This is a genomic window from Umezawaea sp., from assembly GCF_057122925.1.
Genome location: NZ_DBNGPQ010000068.1, coordinates 1 through 17,885 on the forward strand (window position 1 = coordinate 1; position 17,885 = coordinate 17,885).

General features: G+C 71.2%; 20 protein-coding genes. 17 read left to right on the top strand and 3 right to left on the bottom strand.

Going from position 1 to position 17,885, the window contains the following annotated elements; genetic code table 11:
- On the bottom strand, nucleotides 1-560 hold a 560-nt coding region (locus tag AC156L_RS15330), incomplete at its 3' end, for a TetR/AcrR family transcriptional regulator (protein WP_330881818.1).
- 91 nt (nucleotides 561-651) lie between these two features.
- Between AC156L_RS15330 and AC156L_RS15335 the strand changes: the two genes are divergently transcribed.
- Nucleotides 652-1,377, top strand: coding sequence for a dioxygenase family protein (locus AC156L_RS15335; RefSeq protein WP_330881815.1), 726 nt, complete (start codon nucleotides 652-654; stop codon nucleotides 1,375-1,377).
- Nucleotides 1,374-2,228: an SDR family NAD(P)-dependent oxidoreductase gene (locus tag AC156L_RS15340; protein ID WP_330881813.1), complete on the top strand. Its 855-nt coding sequence runs from the start codon at nucleotides 1,374-1,376 to the stop codon at nucleotides 2,226-2,228. The genes AC156L_RS15335 and AC156L_RS15340 overlap by 4 nt, the downstream gene beginning before the upstream one ends.
- 215 nt (nucleotides 2,229-2,443) lie before the next feature.
- Here the strand turns inward: AC156L_RS15340 and AC156L_RS15345 are convergent, their stop codons facing one another.
- Nucleotides 2,444-3,043 (bottom strand): TetR/AcrR family transcriptional regulator, encoded by a 600-nt coding sequence (locus tag AC156L_RS15345; protein WP_330881811.1) that lies wholly within the window; start codon nucleotides 3,041-3,043, stop codon nucleotides 2,444-2,446.
- Between the two features lie 125 nt (nucleotides 3,044-3,168).
- On the opposite strand from AC156L_RS15345, the gene AC156L_RS15350 reads away from it, so the two are divergent.
- Together AC156L_RS15350 and AC156L_RS15355 are read left to right on the top strand one after the other, a co-directional pair.
- Entirely contained in the window at nucleotides 3,169-4,701 is a 1,533-nt protein-coding gene (locus tag AC156L_RS15350) for an MDR family MFS transporter (RefSeq protein ID WP_330881809.1), read from the top strand.
- Nucleotides 4,702-4,762: 61 nt separating this feature from the next.
- Complete coding sequence (locus AC156L_RS15355) at nucleotides 4,763-5,509, top strand: phosphoglyceromutase (protein ID WP_330881807.1); 747 nt, start codon at nucleotides 4,763-4,765, stop codon at nucleotides 5,507-5,509.
- Here the strand turns inward: AC156L_RS15355 and AC156L_RS15360 are convergent.
- On the bottom strand, nucleotides 5,506-6,132 hold the full coding sequence (locus tag AC156L_RS15360; RefSeq protein ID WP_330881805.1) for a helix-turn-helix transcriptional regulator: 627 nt from the start codon (nucleotides 6,130-6,132) through the stop codon (nucleotides 5,506-5,508). The genes AC156L_RS15355 and AC156L_RS15360 overlap by 4 nt on opposite strands.
- Nucleotides 6,133-6,199: 67 nt before the next feature.
- Here AC156L_RS15360 and AC156L_RS15365 point away from each other — a divergent pair, with 67 nt between their 5' ends.
- The 13 genes from AC156L_RS15365 to AC156L_RS15425 all read left to right on the top strand — a co-directional run bounded on the left by AC156L_RS15365 (nucleotide 6,200) and on the right by AC156L_RS15425 (nucleotide 17,747).
- Nucleotides 6,200-7,000 carry an oxidoreductase gene (locus AC156L_RS15365; protein ID WP_330881803.1) on the top strand — a complete coding sequence of 267 codons (801 nt, stop codon included), beginning with the start codon at nucleotides 6,200-6,202 and terminating at the stop codon, nucleotides 6,998-7,000.
- Between the two features lie 133 nt (nucleotides 7,001-7,133).
- A complete protein-coding gene (locus AC156L_RS15370) occupies nucleotides 7,134-8,306 on the top strand; it encodes a sensor histidine kinase (RefSeq protein ID WP_330881801.1) in 1,173 nt (390 codons plus the stop codon).
- Nucleotides 8,303-8,983 (top strand): response regulator transcription factor, encoded by a 681-nt coding sequence (locus tag AC156L_RS15375; protein ID WP_330881799.1) that lies wholly within the window; start codon nucleotides 8,303-8,305, stop codon nucleotides 8,981-8,983. Before AC156L_RS15370 ends, AC156L_RS15375 begins: the two co-directional genes overlap by 4 nt.
- Before the next feature lie 27 nt (nucleotides 8,984-9,010).
- Nucleotides 9,011-10,021 carry a Ppx/GppA phosphatase family protein gene (locus AC156L_RS15380; protein ID WP_330881797.1) on the top strand — a complete coding sequence of 337 codons (1,011 nt, stop codon included), beginning with the start codon at nucleotides 9,011-9,013 and terminating at the stop codon, nucleotides 10,019-10,021.
- Nucleotides 10,021-11,364: a hypothetical protein gene (locus AC156L_RS15385; RefSeq protein ID WP_330881795.1), complete on the top strand. Its 1,344-nt coding sequence runs from the start codon at nucleotides 10,021-10,023 to the stop codon at nucleotides 11,362-11,364. The genes AC156L_RS15380 and AC156L_RS15385 overlap by 1 nt, the downstream gene beginning before the upstream one ends.
- Nucleotides 11,361-12,167: a sugar phosphate isomerase/epimerase family protein gene (locus AC156L_RS15390; protein WP_330881793.1), complete on the top strand. Its 807-nt coding sequence runs from the start codon at nucleotides 11,361-11,363 to the stop codon at nucleotides 12,165-12,167. Before AC156L_RS15385 ends, AC156L_RS15390 begins: the two co-directional genes overlap by 4 nt.
- A 28-nt stretch (nucleotides 12,168-12,195) precedes the next feature.
- A complete protein-coding gene (locus AC156L_RS15395; RefSeq protein ID WP_330881790.1) occupies nucleotides 12,196-13,116 on the top strand; it encodes a proline dehydrogenase family protein in 921 nt (306 codons plus the stop codon).
- A complete protein-coding gene (locus AC156L_RS15400; RefSeq protein WP_330881788.1) occupies nucleotides 13,113-13,946 on the top strand; it encodes a thioesterase family protein in 834 nt (277 codons plus the stop codon). The genes AC156L_RS15395 and AC156L_RS15400 overlap by 4 nt, the downstream gene beginning before the upstream one ends.
- An 86-nt stretch (nucleotides 13,947-14,032) precedes the next feature.
- Entirely contained in the window at nucleotides 14,033-14,845 is an 813-nt protein-coding gene (gene proC / locus AC156L_RS15405) for a pyrroline-5-carboxylate reductase (protein ID WP_330881786.1), read from the top strand.
- Nucleotides 14,846-14,975: 130 nt separating this feature from the next.
- Entirely contained in the window at nucleotides 14,976-15,188 is a 213-nt protein-coding gene (locus AC156L_RS15410; RefSeq protein ID WP_259628474.1) for a helix-turn-helix domain-containing protein, read from the top strand.
- Nucleotides 15,189-15,332: 144 nt separating this feature from the next.
- Entirely contained in the window at nucleotides 15,333-15,434 is a 102-nt protein-coding gene (locus tag AC156L_RS15415; protein WP_015105422.1) for a 30S ribosomal protein bS22, read from the top strand.
- Nucleotides 15,435-15,686: 252 nt separating this feature from the next.
- Entirely contained in the window at nucleotides 15,687-16,724 is a 1,038-nt protein-coding gene (locus AC156L_RS15420) for an NAD-dependent epimerase/dehydratase family protein (protein WP_330881784.1), read from the top strand.
- 18 nt (nucleotides 16,725-16,742) lie between these two features.
- A complete protein-coding gene (locus AC156L_RS15425) occupies nucleotides 16,743-17,747 on the top strand; it encodes a lysophospholipid acyltransferase family protein (RefSeq protein ID WP_484406953.1) in 1,005 nt (334 codons plus the stop codon).
- The last annotated feature ends 138 nt before the right edge of the window (nucleotides 17,748-17,885 follow it).

Here is a 17,885-nt window from a genome sequence, read left to right on the forward strand (position 1 = left end):
GTTCGGCGGAACCCGACGGCGTCCAGGAGGCTGTCGATCAGGGCGTCCGTGACGCTGCCCGCCTGCATGGTCGTGCGGTAGACGAGCGGGCCGATGAGGATCGACGTGGCGTCCGTCGGGTCGACCCTGGTGGCCAGTTCTCCTGACTCGACAGCGATGTCCAGGGCCGCGCCCAGGCGGGTGGTGACGGTGGCGGTGGCGTGGTCGCGCTGGTCGGCGATCTCGGGGTTCCACACCGCGCCCTGCATGAGGGTCAGGGTCACCGCCGCGACCTCCGGCAGTTCCATCTCGGTGGCCAGGGCGCGCAACTGGTCGTGCAGCCACGGGCGGATGGGTGTCGCCGGGTCGCGGAAGTGCGGCAGGTCGCTGCCCGACATGGCGGCCAGCAGGAGTTGTTCCGGTCGTGCCCAGTGGCGGTACACCGTGGCGCGGCCGATGCCCGCCTCCTGCGCGACCCGCTGGTGGGTGACCGCGGCCGGGCCCTCCTTGAGCAGCAGGGCGCGGGCCGCGGTGAGGATCGCGGTTCTGCTGCGGGTGCTGCGGGGATCGGTCGACGTCACCCCCGCATTGTAATGAGACAACTTGACTCATAGATGGGCGCAGTGGGAGTCTCACTGTGAGACAAGTTGACTCATAGATGAGGGGGTGGGCGTGGCCACCGAACCAGCGCCGCTGCGTGACCGGCTGCGGAAACGGGTGTTGTCGACGGTCTTGGGGAGGATCGACAACCGGCGGTACCCGCGGGAGGGTGACGGACGTCAGGCCACCGCCGCGTCCAGTCCCGGGCCGTACTACATCGCCGATCCGCCGGTGCGGAGCGACGTGCGGGAGGACCGCGAGGGGCTGCCGCTGCTGCTGCGGATCCGGACGGTGGACGTCGGCACGGGCTCGCCCGTGGTCGGGGCGAGCGTGGAGATCTGGCACTGCGACGCGGTCGGGTCGTACTCGGGCTACCGGGCCTACCACCCCGACAAGTTCCCGAACGTGCCGTTGATGCTCCTGCGGCGGTACCGGCCGACCGACGCGACGACGTTCCTGCGCGGGCGGCAGGTGGCCGGCGCCGACGGGGTCGTGGAGTTCCGGACGATCGTGCCCGGCTGGTACACGCCCCGGACGCCGCACATCCACTACCGGGCGTTCCTCGACGGCGTCGACCTCGTGACGACCGAGTTCTACTTCCCCGACGAGTTCTCGGCGCGCGTGCAGGCCTCGCCGCCCTACGACCGGCGCGGGCGCGGTCCGTTCACCAACGACAACGACATCGAGATCCGCGTGGCCAAGGGGTCGGCGGGGAGTTGGCTCGACATCACCGAGACGGCCGACGGCGTGGTGGGGGCCATCACCGTGAGGGTCGACCGCGAAGGAGGGCGACGATGACCAGGACCGCTGTGATCACCGGTGCGGCGGGAGGCCTGGGAACGGCCATCGCCCGCCAACTGCTGGCCCTCGGGACGCGCGTGGTCGTCGTGACCCGCGACGAGGCCAGTGCGCGCACGACCCGCGAGGCGCTGCGCCAGGCGCCCGGCGGTGACCTGGTCGCGGGCGCCCACCACGGGAACCTGCTCGTCCGCGACGACGTCCGCGTCCTGGCGAAGGAGATCACCGAGCCGGTCGACGTCCTCGTCAACAACGCGGGCGCGGCCTTCCCCGACTACGCCGAGACCCCGGACGGCGGCGAGCGCACGCACGTCCTCAACCACCACGCCCCGTTCCTGCTGGCGCACCTGCTGCTGGCGCAGGGGGTCCTCGCGCCGGGCGCGCGGATCGTCAACGTCTCCAGCGACCTGGAGAAGCGCGGCAGGCTCGACCGCGACGACCCCGACGTCCTGGGCACCTCGTGGCGCGACCGCTTCGGCCAGCTGCCGGTGTACGGCACGGCGAAGCTGCTGAACGTGCTCGCGACGGCCGAGCTGGCGCGGCGGCTGCCCGACGGGATGAGCGCGTACAGCGCCTCGCCCGGTGTCGTCCGGACCGGCTTCACGGCGCACGCGGGTGGCGCCATGAAGGTGTTCGGCACGCTGGCGGGCCTGTTCTCGTCGACCCCGGACGAGGGGGCGCGGACGCCGGTGCGCCTGGCGGGCAGCACGTACCCGCCCGGCCCGAACGGCGGGTACTTCGCGAAGGGTGCCCCGGCCACGCCGTCGGACCGGGCCCGTGACGCCGTGCTGGCCGCGGAGGTCTACCGGCGCACCGCGGCGGAACTGGGGGTCTCGCCGCTCGCGCGCTAGACCGGTGCTTCGGCGGTGGTGCCGAGGGGGCGGAGCGGGGCGGCGAGGTCGACGACGTCGCGCGTCGCGGTGCCGCGACGCTCGTGGTGACCTCGAAGTGCGGCACGGGTCGATGCCAGGACCCCGGACCGTTCACCCCGGCGTCGCGCGTCACGGGGTGGAGCGGCGTTCGCGGGGCGGGCGGCCGACCTCGCCGACGAGGTCCGGCGGAGGGCTCAGGCGGTCTTCGCGCGCGAGGTGATCGCGTCGGTGAAGCCGGGGACCAGCAGGCCCGCGGCCTCGGCCGCGGCGGCGATGATCTCCTCGTCGGTGAGGTCGAGGCCCTGGGAGCCCATGACGGCGAGGTTGGCGGTCATCAGGCCCATGCGGATCCGCAGCAGCTCCACGGGCGGTGTGCCGGGGTCGGCCAGCAGCGCCGAGACGCGCTGCATCCGGTCGAGGCCGCCGCCGCCCTTGGGCATCAGCTCGCGCAGCGAGGCCTGGTTGGCCAGCGCGAAGCGGGCGAAGCCGAGGCCGCCCTCGACGACCAGGTCGAACCAGCCCGCGGCCACGGCGGCGGAGCGCTCGGGGGTGTGCGGCTGCGCCTCGGCCCACTCGATCAGCGCGTCCAGCGTGGCCAGGCGCTCCTCGAAGAGACCGCGGACGATGGCCTCCTTGCTGTCGAAGTGGTAGTAGAGCGCGGCCTTGGTGATGTCGAGGCGTTCCGCGATCTGGCGCATCGACGTGGACTCGTAGCCGTGGGCGGTGAACAGCTCCAGCGCCACGCGCCGGATGTCCGCCCGCCGATCGGTTCCCGTCTTGCGTTGCTGGACCACGCCCCGCGTCCCCTTCCGTCCGTTTTGCCGCTCTCCGCCGAACTATAGCGTTGCTTACCGGCCGGTCAGTAAGTACTCTCTGACCGACCGGTAAGTAAGTTGGCCTCTTCGTGGGGGAACGCGAGATGACGACAGAAGTGGCGGAGGCGCCCGCCCGGTTCACGCACCGGCAGATCATGGTCACGATGAGCGGCCTGGTCATCGCGATGCTGCTGGCGATGCTGGACAACATGATCGTGGCGCCCGCACTGCCGACGATCGTCGGAGACCTCGGCGGGCTGAGCCACCTGGCCTGGGTGACCACGGGCTACGTGCTGGCCTCGACGGCGTCCACGCCGATCTGGGGCAAGCTCGGCGACCTGTTCGGCCGCCGGATCACGTTCGTCTCGTCCGTGGTCGTCTTCCTCGGCGGTTCCGTGCTCGCCGGGATGTCGCGGAACATGGGCGAGCTGATCGCGTTCCGCGCGGTCCAGGGCCTCGGCGCGGGCGGCCTCATGGTGGGCGTGCTGTCGATCATCGGCGACATGATCCCGCCGCGCGAGCGCAGCAAGTACATGGGCCTGATGATGGCCGTCATGCCGGTCGCGATGATCGGCGGACCGCTCGCGGGCGGCTTCATCACCGACCACTTCTCGTGGCGCTGGGCGTTCTACGTGAACCTGCCGCTGGGGGCCGTGGCTCTCGTCGTCTGCTGGATCACCCTCGCCAAGCTGCCGCGCGGCACCGGCAAGGCGAGGATCGACTGGCTCGGCGCGGGCCTGCTGACGGTGTGGATCACGGCGCTGGTCCTGATCACGAGCTGGGGCGGCACCGAGCACGAGTGGTCCTCGCCGACGATCCTCGGCCTGATCGCGCTGACGCTGGTGACCTTCGTCGCGTTCGTGGCCGTGCAGCGCCGGGTGGCCGAGCCGATCATGCCGCTGCGGGTGTTCGGCAACCTCAACTTCACCCTGGCCGGGGCCCTGGCGTTCATCTCCGGGTTCGCGATGTTCGGCGCCGTGACGTTCCTGCCGCAGTTCCAGCAGTTCGTGCAGGGCTCGTCGGCCACCAACAGCGGCCTGCTGCTGATGCCGATGATGATCGCCGCCATGACCGTGTCGCTCGCCAGCGGCGCCGTCATCGGCAGGACGGGCCACTACAAGGCGTTCCCGGTCGTCGGCACCGCGCTGATCGTCCTCGCGCTGGGCCTGTTCGCCACCATCGACGTCGACACGGGCAAGACCACCACCGCCCTCTACATGGTCCTGCTCGGCGCGGGCATGGGCTGCCTCATGCAGACCTCCACGCTCATCGCGCAGAACAGCATCGAGCTCCGCGACATGGGTGCGGGCACGGGGGCGTCGACGTTCCTCCGCAACATGGGCAGCTCGCTGGGCGTCTCCCTGCTGGGCGCGCTCTACACCAGCTCGCTCACGGACTCGCTGGCCGCGGGGTCGTCGCTGCCGGGCGAGGCGAACCAGATGACGCCCGCGGTCCTGAAGTCGCTGCCGGAGGCCGCGCAGCGGATGTTCCAGGTCGCCGTGACCGACGGCGTCACGACCCTGTTCACCGTCGCGGGCTGCGTCGCCGCCGTCGGCGTCGTGGTGGCCCTGTTCATCAAGCAGGTGCCCCTGCGCGGTCACGCGAAGCCGGAGGACGCGGTCGCGGCTGAGCTCTGACCGGGTGTGGTGCCGCACTCGCCCCGTTCGCGGGTGCGGCGCCACCCCTTAGGCTGGCCGCATGTCTGTGGGAACCCTGGTCCTGCTCCGCCACGGCGAGAGCGTGTGGAACGCCGAGAACCTGTTCACCGGCTGGGTGGACGTCCCCCTGTCGGAGAAGGGCGTCGCCGAGGCCAAGCGCGGCGGCGAGCTGCTCAAGGCGGCGGGCGTGCTGCCGGAGGTGCTGCACACGTCGCTGATGCGCCGCGCCATCGCCACGGCGAACCTCGCCCTCGACGCCGCCGACCGGCACTGGATCCCGGTGAAGCGGGACTGGCGCCTCAACGAGCGGCACTACGGCGCGCTCCAGGGCAAGAACAAGAAGCAGACCCTGGAGGAGTTCGGCGAGGAGCAGTTCATGCTCTGGCGCCGGTCCTACGACACGCCCCCGCCGCCCATCGAGCCCGGCTCCGAGTTCAGCCAGGACGCCGACCCGCGCTACGCCGACCTCGGCCCCGACCTGCCGCTGACCGAGTGCCTGCTCGACGTCGTGAAGCGGATGATCCCGTACTGGGAGTCGGCCATCGTCCCCGACCTGCGCGCGGGCAAGACCGTGCTGGTCACGGCCCACGGCAACTCGCTGCGCGCGCTGGTGAAGCACCTCGACGGCATCTCCGACGACGACATCGCGGGCCTCAACATCCCGACCGGCATCCCGCTGCGCTACGACCTCGACGAGGCGCTCCAGCCGATCACGCCGGGCGGCCTCTACCTCGACCCGGACGCGGCGGCGGACGCCATCAAGGCCGTCGCCAACCAGGGCCGCTAGACCAGGCCCAGCTCACGGGCCCTCGCTCCCGCCTGGAAGCGGGAGGTGGCGCCCATGGCGACCATCAGCTCGGCCACGCGGCGGCGGTACGTGCGCAGGGACAGCCCCAGCGCGCGTGCCGCCGCCGCGTCCGTCATGCCGTCGTTCAGCGCCGTCAGGATGCCGGGCGTCAACGGCCGCAGCTCCACCATCGACGCGTCGTGCACCTCCAGGGGGCTGGCGGCCCTCCACGCGGCCTCGTAGAGCGCCTGGATGCCCTGCACGGCCTCCGGGGCGGAGATGACGCTGTAGGACCGCACACCGTGCGACAGGTCGCCCGCCATGATCACGAACCGGCTGCCGAGCAGCAGCGTCTCGTTGAGGTCGTCCGGGGTGACCCTGACCTCCGCGCCGTGCTCGGCCATCACGTGCGCCTGCTGCGACCACGACGGGTCGAGCATCGAGCTGAGCCGGAACAGCTTGCGCAGCCGCTTGAGCCGCTTCGGGTCCTGCCGCGACTCCGCGTTGGTCCTCCACCAGGTGAACAGCGAGTTCGCCGCGCACGCCAGCTCGTCGACGTCGAACAGGTGACCCGCGCGCTCGAACAGCTCGCGCTCGCCGCGCACCACCTCGATCAGGTCCATGCCGTCGAGCATGGCAGCTTGTGGCCACGAGGTGCGGGCCGTGGACACTTCCGGCCACCCTGGTGGCATGGACTTGAAGGTGAAGCGAATCGGTTACGGCGCCATGCAGCTCGCGGGCCCCGGTGTGTTCGGCCCGCCGAAGGACCCCGAGCAGGCCCGCGCGGTGCTGCGCCGCGCCGTCGAGCTGGGCGTCGACCACATCGACACCAGCGACTACTACGGCCCGTACGTGGTGAACGACCTGATCCGCGAGGCGCTGCACCCCTACCCCGAGGACCTCGTGCTGGTCACGAAGGTGGGCGCCCGCCGCGACGACGAGGGCGCGTGGCTGCCCGCGCTGTCGCCGGACGAGCTGCGCTCGGCCGTGCACGACAACCTGCGCCGCCTGCGGGTGGACGCGATCGACGTCGTCAACTTCCGGGTGATGGACGAGGGCGGCTCCGTCCAGGAGGGCTTCTCCGCGCTGGCCGACCTCCAGCGCGAGGGGCTGATCAAGCACCTAGGCATCAGCAACGCCACCATGGCGCAGCTGGCCGAGGCGCGGGCGATCGCGCCGGTCGTGTGCGTGCAGAACCAGTACAACCTCGCCCAGCGCGGCGACGAGGCGATGGTCGAGGAGTGCGCCGCCCAGGACATCGCCTACGTCCCGTTCTTCCCCCTCGGCGGGTTCCAGCCGCTCGACCTCCAGCACCTGGAGGAGGTGGCGAAGCGGCACGACGCGACCCCCCGCCAGGTGGCGCTGGCGTGGCTGCTGCACCGCTCGCCGACCATCCTCCTGATCCCCGGCACGTCGTCCGTGGCGCACCTGGAGGAGAACCTGGCCGCGGGCGGGTTGCGGCTGTCCGAAGAGGACCTCGCCGTGTTCTGAACGCCGGATGGACACGACTGGGTGAACACGGGCTGACGGGGTGAAGAACAAGCCGCTCAGCGGGTGTCGCGGGAGTCACGGTTCGCCCTCCGGCACTAGGCCCCGACCGCCCTGACCTGCTTACCATTCGGCCGTGACCGCAACGGGTTACCTCGCACTGGTGGTCGGCCTCGTGCTGACCGGTGGCGCGGCCTTCCTCATCGGCCGCGCCTCGGTCCGCAAGCAGGCCTCGACCAAGACCGGACTGACCGTCGCCGACCTCATGGCGATGGTCGTCCAGTCGTCCGACGACGGCATCGTCGTGCTCAACGGCTTCGGCGACGTGGTGCTGAACAACGCCCGCGCCGAGGAACTGGGGGTCGTGCGCAACAACCGCGCCGACGACCGGGCCAGACGGGCCGCCGACATCGTCCGGCGGACCGGCGAGGTCGTGCACGTCGACCTGTCGCCGCTGGAGGTCAAGGGCCGTCAGGCCGAGGCCGTCCACGCGCGGGTGAAGGTGCTGACCGACGGCTTCACCGTCGTGGACGCCTCCGACGAGTCGGAGTCGGTGCGGCTGGAGGCGACCCGGCGGGACTTCGTGGCGAACGTCAGCCACGAGCTGAAGACGCCCGTCGGGGCCCTCGCGCTGCTCGCCGAGGCCGTGCTCGACGCCGTGGACGACGAGGAGCAGGTCCGCAGGTTCAGCGCGAAGATCATGCAGGAGGCGACCAGGCTGGGCACGCTGGTCACCGAGCTGATCGCGCTGTCCCGGCTCCAGGGAGCGGAGAAGCTGCCCGAGCTGACCGCCGTCGAGGTCGACACCGTCGTGTCCGAGGCGCTGGGCCGGTCGCGGCTGGGCGCCGAGTCCGCGGGCATCGAGATCAGCAGCGACGAACCGGCCGGTCTCGTCGTCGAGGGCGACCGGATGCTGCTGGTCACGGCGTTGAGCAACCTCCTCGACAACGCTGTCGCCTACTCGCCGCCCGGCAGCCCGGTGTCGATCAGCCGCAGGCTCGTCGACGGGTTCGTGGAGATCGCCGTGACCGACCGCGGCATCGGCATCGCCGAGGACCAGCAGACCCGCGTCTTCGAACGCTTCTACCGCGTCGACCGGGCCCGTTCGCGGGCCACCGGCGGCACGGGGCTCGGCCTGGCCATCGTCAAGCACGTCGCGCTGAACCACGGCGGCGACGTGAAGCTGTGGAGCCTGCCGGGCACCGGCTCGACGTTCACCCTCCGCATCCCGGCCCACCTCGACCAGGTGGAGCCGGGCCCGACCCTGCCCGAGCAGGAACTCGCCACAACGCACGGAGGAGAGCTGTGACCAGGGTGCTCATCGTGGAGGACGAGGAGTCCTTCGCCGATCCGCTCGCCTTCCTGCTCCGCAAGGAGGGCTTCACCGCCGCACTCGCCGCCACCGGCCAGGAGGCGCTGGAGGAGTTCGACCGCAACGGCGCCGACATCGTGCTGCTCGACCTGATGCTGCCCGGCATGAGCGGCACGGACGTGTGCAAGCAGCTGCGCCAGCGGTCCGCCGTCCCGGTGATCATGGTCACTGCGCGGGACAGCGAGATCGACAAGGTCGTCGGCCTCGAACTGGGCGCCGACGACTACGTCACCAAGCCCTACTCGGCCCGCGAGCTGATCGCCCGCATCCGCGCGGTGCTCCGCCGCGGCGGCGAGGCCGAGGAGCTGTTGCCGCAGGTGCTGGAGGCGGGGCCGGTCCGGATGGACGTCGAGCGGCACGTCGTCACGGTCGAGGGGGCCGAGGTCAGCCTGCCGCTGAAGGAGTTCGACCTCCTCGAGTACCTGCTGCGCAACGTGGGCCGGGTGCTCACCAGGGGCCAGTTGATCGACCGGGTGTGGGGCGCGGACTACGTCGGCGACACCAAGACGCTGGACGTGCACGTCAAACGCCTGCGGTCCAAGATCGAACCCGATCCGTCGGTGCCCAAGCACCTCGTGACCGTCCGGGGTCTCGGTTACAAGTTCGAGTCCTGACCGGGTCGACCGGGTACGGTGCACCGCGTGCGCCTCGGGGTCCTCGATGTGGGGTCGAACACCGTCCACCTCCTTGTGGTGGACGCTCATCGGGGTGCCCACCCGACGCCGATGAGTTCGGAGAAGTCCGTGCTCCGCCTGGCCGAGCAGATCGACGGCACCGGGCAGCTCACCAGAGCGGGCGCGGACCACCTGGTCCGGACCATCGCCGCCTCGAAGGCCGCGGCCGAGAGGCTCGACTGCGAGGACCTGATGGCCTTCGCGACGTCCGCGGTGCGCGAGGCGGGCAACTCCGCCGAGGTGCTGGAGCGGGTGCGCGCGGAGACCGGCGTCGACCTCAAGGTGCTCACGGGCGAGGACGAGGCCCGCTACACGTTCCTCGCGGTCCGCCGCTGGTACGGGTGGTCGGCGGGCAGGCTCCTGTGCCTGGACATCGGCGGCGGTTCGCTGGAGCTGGCCGTCGGTGTGGACGAGGTCGCCGAGGAGGCGTTCTCGCTGCCGCTCGGCGCGGGCAGGCTCACCAGGACGAGGTTCCGCAAGGACCCGCCGAGCCGTTCCGAGGTGCGCGACACCACCGAGTGGCTGGACGAACAACTGGCCTCGGTGGCGAAGAAGCTACGCCGTTCAGGTACACCTGATCGTGTGGTCGCCACGTCGAAGACCTTCCGCACGCTCGCCCGGCTGACGGGTGCGGCGCCGTCCTCGGCGGGCCCGAGGGCGCACCGCGTCCTCACCGACGCCGGGCTGCGGCAGCTGATCGCCTTCGTCTCGCGGATGTCCGCGGGCGACCTCGCCGAGCTGGAGGGCGTGAGCTCCAGCCGGTCCCACCAGCTCGTCGCGGGGGCCCTCGTGGCCGACGCCACGATGCGAGCGCTGTCACTCACGCAGGTCGAGATTTGCCCCTGGGCCCTGCGGGAAGGTGTCATCCTCCGCCGGTTGGACCACACTAACGGCTCGGAACAGACCGCGCCGACGGCTCAAGGCCGGCAGCCGGGTGACACTGGACGTTCAGCCCAGCACGGAGCACGGTGGAGTTGATGAGTCGAGAGAGCGAGTCCGAGCAGACTCAGCGGACGGTCGCTGAGCTCCTTGCCCAGTACGGCGCCAGCGCGGGCGACGCCCCGCCGCGGCGTCGGCGTCGGCGTGCGGAGGACCCGACCGACACGGCTCCGCAGGCGATCATCGAGCGGATCAACTCCGACAGCGGCGAGATGAAGGTGATCGACCCGTCGGTCGAGCCACCCGCGACCCGCACGGGCAGGCGCGCGAAGCCGGACGTGGACCCCGACCGCACCCAGTACGCGGCGCCGGTCCGTCCGGAGCCGCCGAAGCCCGTGCGCGCCGAGCCGCCGCCGAAGGTGAGCCCGCCCCCCAGGGCCGAGCCGCCCAAGGCCGGTCCTCCGCCGCGCGTCGAACCGCCCCGCGCGGCCCCGGTGCGCCCGGAGCCGCCGAGGGTGGACCAGGCGCGCCCCGAGCCGCGCCGCCCCGAGCCCCGCCGCGCCGCGGTGCCCCCGGTCGACCCGGCCGAGGAGACGCGGCAGGTGCCGCCGATCGTCGACGAGTACTCGCTGCCGTCGATCCCGAAGCCCGGCGGGCTGCCCGACCACCCGTCGCGGCCGAACCTGCCGAAGCCCGAGCAGTCCTCGCGGGCGAACCTGCCGAAGCCGGACCCGTCGCGGGCGAACCCGCCCACACCGGAGCAGTCCTCGCGGGCGAACCTGCCCAAGCCGGACCCGTCGCGGGCGAACCCGGCCCGCCCGCCCCTCGGCCCGCCGCCCCCGGCGCCCGTGCGCGAGGCGATGACCGAGGTCATCCCGCGCGTCCCGGCCGAGCCCGGCGCGGCCGACACCCAGATCACCCACGCCGTCCCGGTGTTCCCAGGGGCGCCGCCGAAGCTGCCCGACCCGCTGCCGGACGCCCGTCCCGAGGAGTGGTTCGGCGACGACGACGAGGAGTTCGCCGAGCAGGAGAACACCGCGGCCCACCCCGGCCCGTACGTCGACGACTACTCGGACGACTACTCCGTCGGCGGTTTCGACGCCGAGCAACCGGCCGGTCTGTCCGACGTCGACGAGGTCGACGTCGAGGAGCTGGAGGACCTGGACGACGTCGAGCGCTCCCCGGTCAAGGAGTGGCTCGTCATGATCGGCCAGCTCGCGGTCGGCGTCCTCGGCGGCGCCGCGCTGTGGCTCGGCTTCAACTTCCTGTGGCGCGCGATCCCCGCGGCCGCGCTGGTGCTCGCCCTCGGCGTGACCGTCGGGCTGGTGCTGCTGGTCCGCAAGATCCGCAAGGCCGACGACCTCCAGACCACGCTGCTGGCCGTGCTCGTCGGGTTGATCGTGACGGTCTCACCAGCGGCGATGCTGCTGGTGAAGTCTTGACCATCCCGGTAGGGCTCTCCACGGCATCGGTCTGGCCGCAGCCGGCGGGCGCCGCGTTCGAGCTGGCGGCCGAACTGGGCTACGACGGCGTCGAGGTCATGGTCTGGGCCGACCCGACCAGCCAGGACGTGCGGGCGCTGGAGCGGCTGAGCCAGCGCACCGGCGTGCCCGTGCTGGCCGTGCACGCGCCGTGCCTGCTGATCACCCAGCGGGTCTGGTCGCCCGACCCGGTCGAACGGCTGCGCCGCAGCGTCGAGGCCGCGGGCGAGCTCGGCGCGCGCACCGTCGTGGTGCACCCGCCGTTCCGCTGGCAGCGCCGCTACGCCGACGGCTTCGCCGACCTCGTCGAGTCCCTGGAGGACTCCGGCGGTGTCGACGTGGCGGTGGAGAACATGTTCCCGGTCCGCCGGGCGCTCGGTCGGGGCCGGTCGGTGCAGGTGACCGCGTTCGCCCCGTCCATCGACCCCACCGACGTCGGCCACCGGCACTACACGCTCGACCTGTCGCACACCGCCGCCGCGGGCGTCGACGCCGTCGAGCTGGCCAAGCGGATGGGCGACGGGCTCACGCACATCCACCTCGCCGACGGCAGCGGCGCGGCCAAGGACGAGCACATGGTCCCCGGTCGGGGCAGCCAGCCGTGCGCCGCGGTGTGCGAGAACCTCGCGCGGGGCGGCTTCGCGGGCCAGGTCGTCCTGGAGATCAACACCAGGCGCGCCCGAGGTGCCGCCGAGCGGTCGAGGATGCTCGCCGAGTCCCTCCTGTTCGCCCGCCTCCACCTGGACTGGCGAGCCGAGCGCTGAACGCCGCCGACCCCGTAAGGTCAGTCCGGTGAACCCGTTGCGCTCCTTGATCCTCGCGGCGGCGGGCAACGACACCGTCCGCGGACTCGTGGCGTCGGCCCCCGTCAGCCGCGACGTCGTGCGCCGGTTCGTCGCGGGCGAGTCGACCGAGGAGGCCGTCGAGGTCACCAGGTCGCTGGTGGCCGACGACCTCCACGTGACCCTGGACCACCTCGGCGAGGACACCACCAACCGCACGCAGGCCGAACGCACCGTGCGCGCCTACCTGGAGCTGCTGGACCGCCTGCACGCCACCGGCCTCGCGGGCAGGGCCGAGGTCAGCGTCAAGCTGTCGGCCGTCGGCCAGTCGCTCGGCGAGAACCTCGCGCTCACCAACGCGTCGCGCATCTGCGCCGCCGCCGAGCAGTGCGGCACGACCGTCACGCTCGACATGGAGGACCACACCACCACGGACTCCACGCTGCGCGTGCTCGCCGAGCTGCGCCGGAGCTGGCCGTGGGTGGGCGCGGTCCTCCAGGCGTACCTGCGCCGCACGCTGGACGACTGCCGTGAACTCGCAGGCAGCCGCGTCCGGCTGTGCAAGGGCGCCTACGCCGAGCCCGACGGCGTCGCCCACACCGACCCGCACGAGGTCGACCTGAACTACGTCCGCTGCGCCAACGTGCTCCTCGCGGGTGACGGTTTCCCCATGTTCGCCACCCACGACCCCAGACTGGTGGACGTGATCGGCGAAAGGGCGCGCTGGCACGACCGGAAGCCCGGTAGCTTCGAGTACCAGATGCTGTACGGGATCCGGCCCGCCGAGCAGCGACGACTGGCTTCGGAGGGGAACGTGGTGCGCGTGTACGTGCCGTACGGCGAGCAGTGGTACGGGTACCTGATGCGGAGGCTGGCCGAACGCCCGGCCAACGTCGCCTTCTTCCTGCGGTCGCTGGTCAGCCGCTCATGACGATTCGTACGAGGAGCTCGGTGCCCACGTTCACGGCTGCCAGTGCAGTGCGTTCGCTCGGAGACAGCACCTACACGGCGAGCCTGCCCGCGGAGTGGACCATCGGTCCCAAACCGCACGGCGGTTTCCTGCTGGTGCTCGCCGCCCGAGCCGCCGTTCGGACCGCGACGGACGCGGTCCCCGGCACCGAGGGCCTGGCACCCCTCGCCGTCAGCTCGCAGTTCCTGCGGGCCCCCGAAGTCGGTCCGGTGCTGATCCGGACGGAGATCCGCAAGGCGGGCCGGACGGCGACGGTGGTCTCGACGACCATCGAGCAGCGCGGCCGGAGCTGCGTCGAGTCCGTGGTGACCGTCGGCAGGCTCCCCGAGCAGCCACCGGACTACGCGGCCCTGCCGTCCATCGCCGCCGAGCCGCCCGCCGACTCGATCGACCTCAGCACGATGGAGTCGGGCGGCGTCTACAAGCTCGGCGCCGTGTGCGACGTGCGGCTGGACCAGCAGGGGGCGGGCTTCCTCACCGGGCGCACCGGCGACCCGCTCGTGCTGCGCCTGTGGGTGCGGCCGAAGGGCGAGCGCCCGGACGCGTACTTCGCCCTGGTCGCGAGCGACATCTCGATGCCCGTGACGTTCAACCTCGGGCGGTTCGGGTGGTCGCCGACGGTGCAGCTCACCGCGCTGGTGCGCGCCAACCCCGCTCCGGGGTGGCTGCGGGTGCAGGTGTCGTGCAGCGCCGTGCACGGGCAGTGGTTCGACGAGGACAGCGTGGTGATCGACTCGACCGGGCGGCTCGTGTGCCAGGCGCGGCAGCTGGCACTGACGCCCGCCGGGTGAGCGGCTGCTCCACCCCGGTCGCACGGGGGTGCCCGCGCCCGCTCCGCCGCTGAACCGGCTCGCGCGGGCGTGGCACCCTTGGGGTCATGACGACGATCGCCGTGCTCGGCGCGGGCAAGATCGGGGAAGCCCTGCTGTCCGGGCTCCTCCAGGGTGGCCGCGAACCCCATGAGCTGCTGTTCACCGAGAAGCACCCGCAGCGGGCCGAGGAGTTGGCCAAGCAGTACGGCACGGACGCCGTGGACGTGGCCCAGGCCGCCGCGCGCGCCGACGTGCTCGTGGTCGCGGTGAAGCCGCAGGACATCGAGCCCCTCCTGGACGAGCTGGCGCCGGTGGTGCGCCCCGGCGCGCTGGTCGTCTCGCTCTGCGCGGGCCTTCCGACCGCCCTGTACGAACGCAGGCTGCCCGAGGGCACCGCGGTGGTCCGGGTCATGCCGAACACGCCGATGCTCGTCGGAGAGGCGATGAGCGCCATTTCCGCGGGTGCCCACGCGGGACCGGAGCACCTCGACATCGTCGAGGAGCTGCTGTCGACCGTCGGCAGGGTCGCGAGGGTCCCCGAGGCGCAGCAGGACGCCGTGACGGCGCTCTCCGGCTCGGGACCGGCGTACTTCTTCTACCTCGTCGAGGCGATGATCGACGCGGGCATCCTGCTCGGCATCCCGCGCGACCTCGCCGGGCAGCTGATCATCCAGTCGGCGGTCGGGGCCGCGGCGATGCTGGCGCGGGGCGACCAGCACCCGGTGATCCTGCGCGAGGCCGTCACGTCGCCCGCGGGCACGACGATCATGGCGATCCGCGAGCTGGAGAAGCACGGGGTGCGCGCGGCGTTCCTCGCGGCCATCGAGGCGGCGCGCGACCGTTCGGCCGAGTTGGGCCGTGCGCACCAGGACGGGTGACGGCGCCGGGGGACTTTGCACGTCGCAGTAGCCCCACCTGTCCCGCTACTCTCGGGAGCAGCACGTGCGTGTCGAACCGTCGGTGGGGAAGCCGACGGCACGACACGTGTCGAAGGACGCGGTGATAACCATGCCTGCGAAGGAGAACGATCGATCGAGCCTCGTTCAGGTCCAGTTCCTGACCGTGGCCGAAGTGGCCTCCATGATGCGTGTCTCGAAGATGACGGTGTACCGGTTGGTGCACTCCGGGGAGCTGCCCGCGGTCCGCGTGGGCAAGTCGTTCCGGGTGCCCGAGAAGGCCGTGCACGCCTACCTCCAGAACGCGTATTTCGACGCCGGGTGACCTCGGGGTCGGGCCGGTGTGCGGCGCGGGGTAAACTGGGCAGCCGTTCGTGCCTGGTGTCGGCGCGCCTGCTTGACGGGCGCACGTCCGTAGGTTGCACCGGAGCATGGAGAACCACCAACGTCTAGTAGCTAAGGAACCCGCATGGGCTCGGTCATCAAGAAGCGCCGCAAGCGCATGTCGAAGAAGAAGCACCGCAAGTTGCTTCGCAAGACTCGCGTTCAGCGTCGCAAGCGCGGCAAGTAGCCCACGCGCGGGTTCTTCATTCAGCGCTCGACTGCCGCCGATCCCGGTCTCCGGGGTCGGCGGCAGTTGTGTTTGGACCACCCGGTCCCAACGGGTGGGAGTGCGCCGCACCCTGACGAGATGGACTCGGTCCGATCGGGTGATTAGCCCGTAAAGCCTGCGTGACCTGCGTCAAGACGGCGTTCCGGGACGGCGCGGTCACCGGTTTCCCTTGTAGCATCGAGCCGCTCAAGCACCCTGACATGGAGTCGCATGGCGCCGAAGGTCGTTCTCGTCACCGGAGTGAGCCGCTTCCTCGGCGGCAACCTCGCCGCGCGGTTCGCCGCCAACCCCGACATCGAGCGGGTGCTCGGCGTCGACACGGAACCACCACCGCGCGACCTCCTGCGCCGGATGGGTCGGGCGGAGTTCGTGCGCGCCGACATCCGCAACCCGCTGATCGCCAAGGTGATCGCCACGGCGGGTGTCGACACCGTCGTCCACGCGTCGGTCACCGCCAACCCGGCGGGCCCGACGGGGCGGACGGTGATGAAGGAGATGAACGTCATCGGCACGATGCAGCTCCTGGCCGCGTGCCAGAAGTCGCCGCACGTGCGCAAGCTGGTCGTGAAGTCGACCAGCGCGGTCTACGGCTCCAGCCCCCGCGACCCCGCGGTGTTCACCGAGGAGATGGGGCCCAAGGACCTGCCGTCCAGCGGCTACGCCAAGGACGCCGTCGAGGTCGAGGGCTACGTCAGGGGCTTCTCCCGCCGCCGCCCGGACGTGGACGTGACCACGCTCCGGTTCACGAACTTCATCGGCCCGCGCATCGACACCGTGCTCACCCGGTACTTCGCCCTGCCGGTGGTGCCCACCGTGTTCGGCTACGACGCGCGCGTCCAACTCCTGCACTCCGAGGACGCCCTGGCGATCCTGGAGCGCGCCACCACGCACGACCTCCCCGGCGTCTACAACGCGGGCGGTGAAGGCGTGCTGCTCCTCTCGCAGGCCATCCGCCGCGCGGGCAGGCTGACCCTGCCGGTGCCGAGCGGAGCCGTGCCGAGCGTCGGTCGCTTCTTCCGCAGCGCCCGACTGGTCGACTTCTCACCCGACCAGATGCGGTTCCTCAACTGGGGCCGGGTGGTCGACACCAGCCTGCTCAAGCGCCAGTTCGGCTTCACCCCCCGCTGGACGACGCGCCAGGCCTTCGACGACTACGTGAGCGGCCGCGGACTCCGCCCGCTCATCGCCCCGGAGCGGGTGGAGGCGATCGAGCGCGGACTCCTCGACGTCGCCGCGAAGCTCCGCTAGTACCACTTCAGTGAGGAGATGGACCCCGTGGCAGGAGCACGCGTGATCCCGTTGCACGGTGCTGACCGCAACCCGGCATCCCCGACCAGGCCCCGCGGGCCGAGGCCGGTCCCGGCCCACCAGCCGGCGGTGGAGGAGCCACCGCTCGCGGTGGCACCGGAACCCCAGCAGGAGCGGGGAGAGGACTGGGAGCAACGCCTGGGCGGCCTGCTCGACTTCATCCGCAGGCGGCTCGTGGGCGACTACGAGGTCGACGAGTTCGGCTTCGACCCGGACCTGACGGACAACATCATCATGCCCCCGCTGAAGCCGCTGTACGAGAAGTGGTTCCGCGTGGAGACGACCGGCATCCACAACATCCCTGCCGAGGGCGGCGCGCTCCTGGTCGCGAACCACTCGGGCACCCTCCCGCTGGACGCCACCATGACGGCCTTCGCCGTGGCGAAGGAACACCCCGCCAACCGCCACCTGCGGATGCTGGGAGCAGACCTGGTCTTCAAAACCCCGCTGCTGGGCGCACTGGCCAGGAAATCGGGCCAAACACTGGCCTGCAACCCGGATGCGGAACGCCTGCTCAGCTCAGGCGAAGTAGTGGGCGTCTGGCCAGAGGGCTTCAAGGGCATCGGCAAGCCCTTCAAGGACCGCTACAAGCTCCAACGCTTCGGCAGGGGCGGCTTCGTCTCGGCGGCGCTCAACACCGGCGTCCCCATCATCCCGGTCTCGATCGTGGGAGCGGAGGAGATCTACCCCATGATCGGCGACGTCAAGGCCCTGGCAAGGCTCTTCGGCTTCCCCTACTTCCCCATCACGCCAACATTCCCACTACTAGGACCACTGGGAGCAATCCCGCTGCCGTCAAAGTGGTACATAGAGTTCGGCGCACCGATCGCAACGGACAACTTCGGCGAAAACGCGGCAGAAGACCCCATGCTGGTCTTCAACCTGACGGACCAGGTAAGGGAAACAATCCAACAAACCCTGTACAAACTACTGACCCAACGCAGAAACGTCTTCCTCGGCTAGACAAAAGGCGACACAACGCCTTCCCCGAAGCCATGGCCGATTTTGCTCGGGGGATTTGCCCCCTGCCCTGGTAGATCGGGCAGGGGGACACCACCTGCCCTTGAGCCCGAGCAAAGGGGCAAGTCGAGGGGCCCCCGA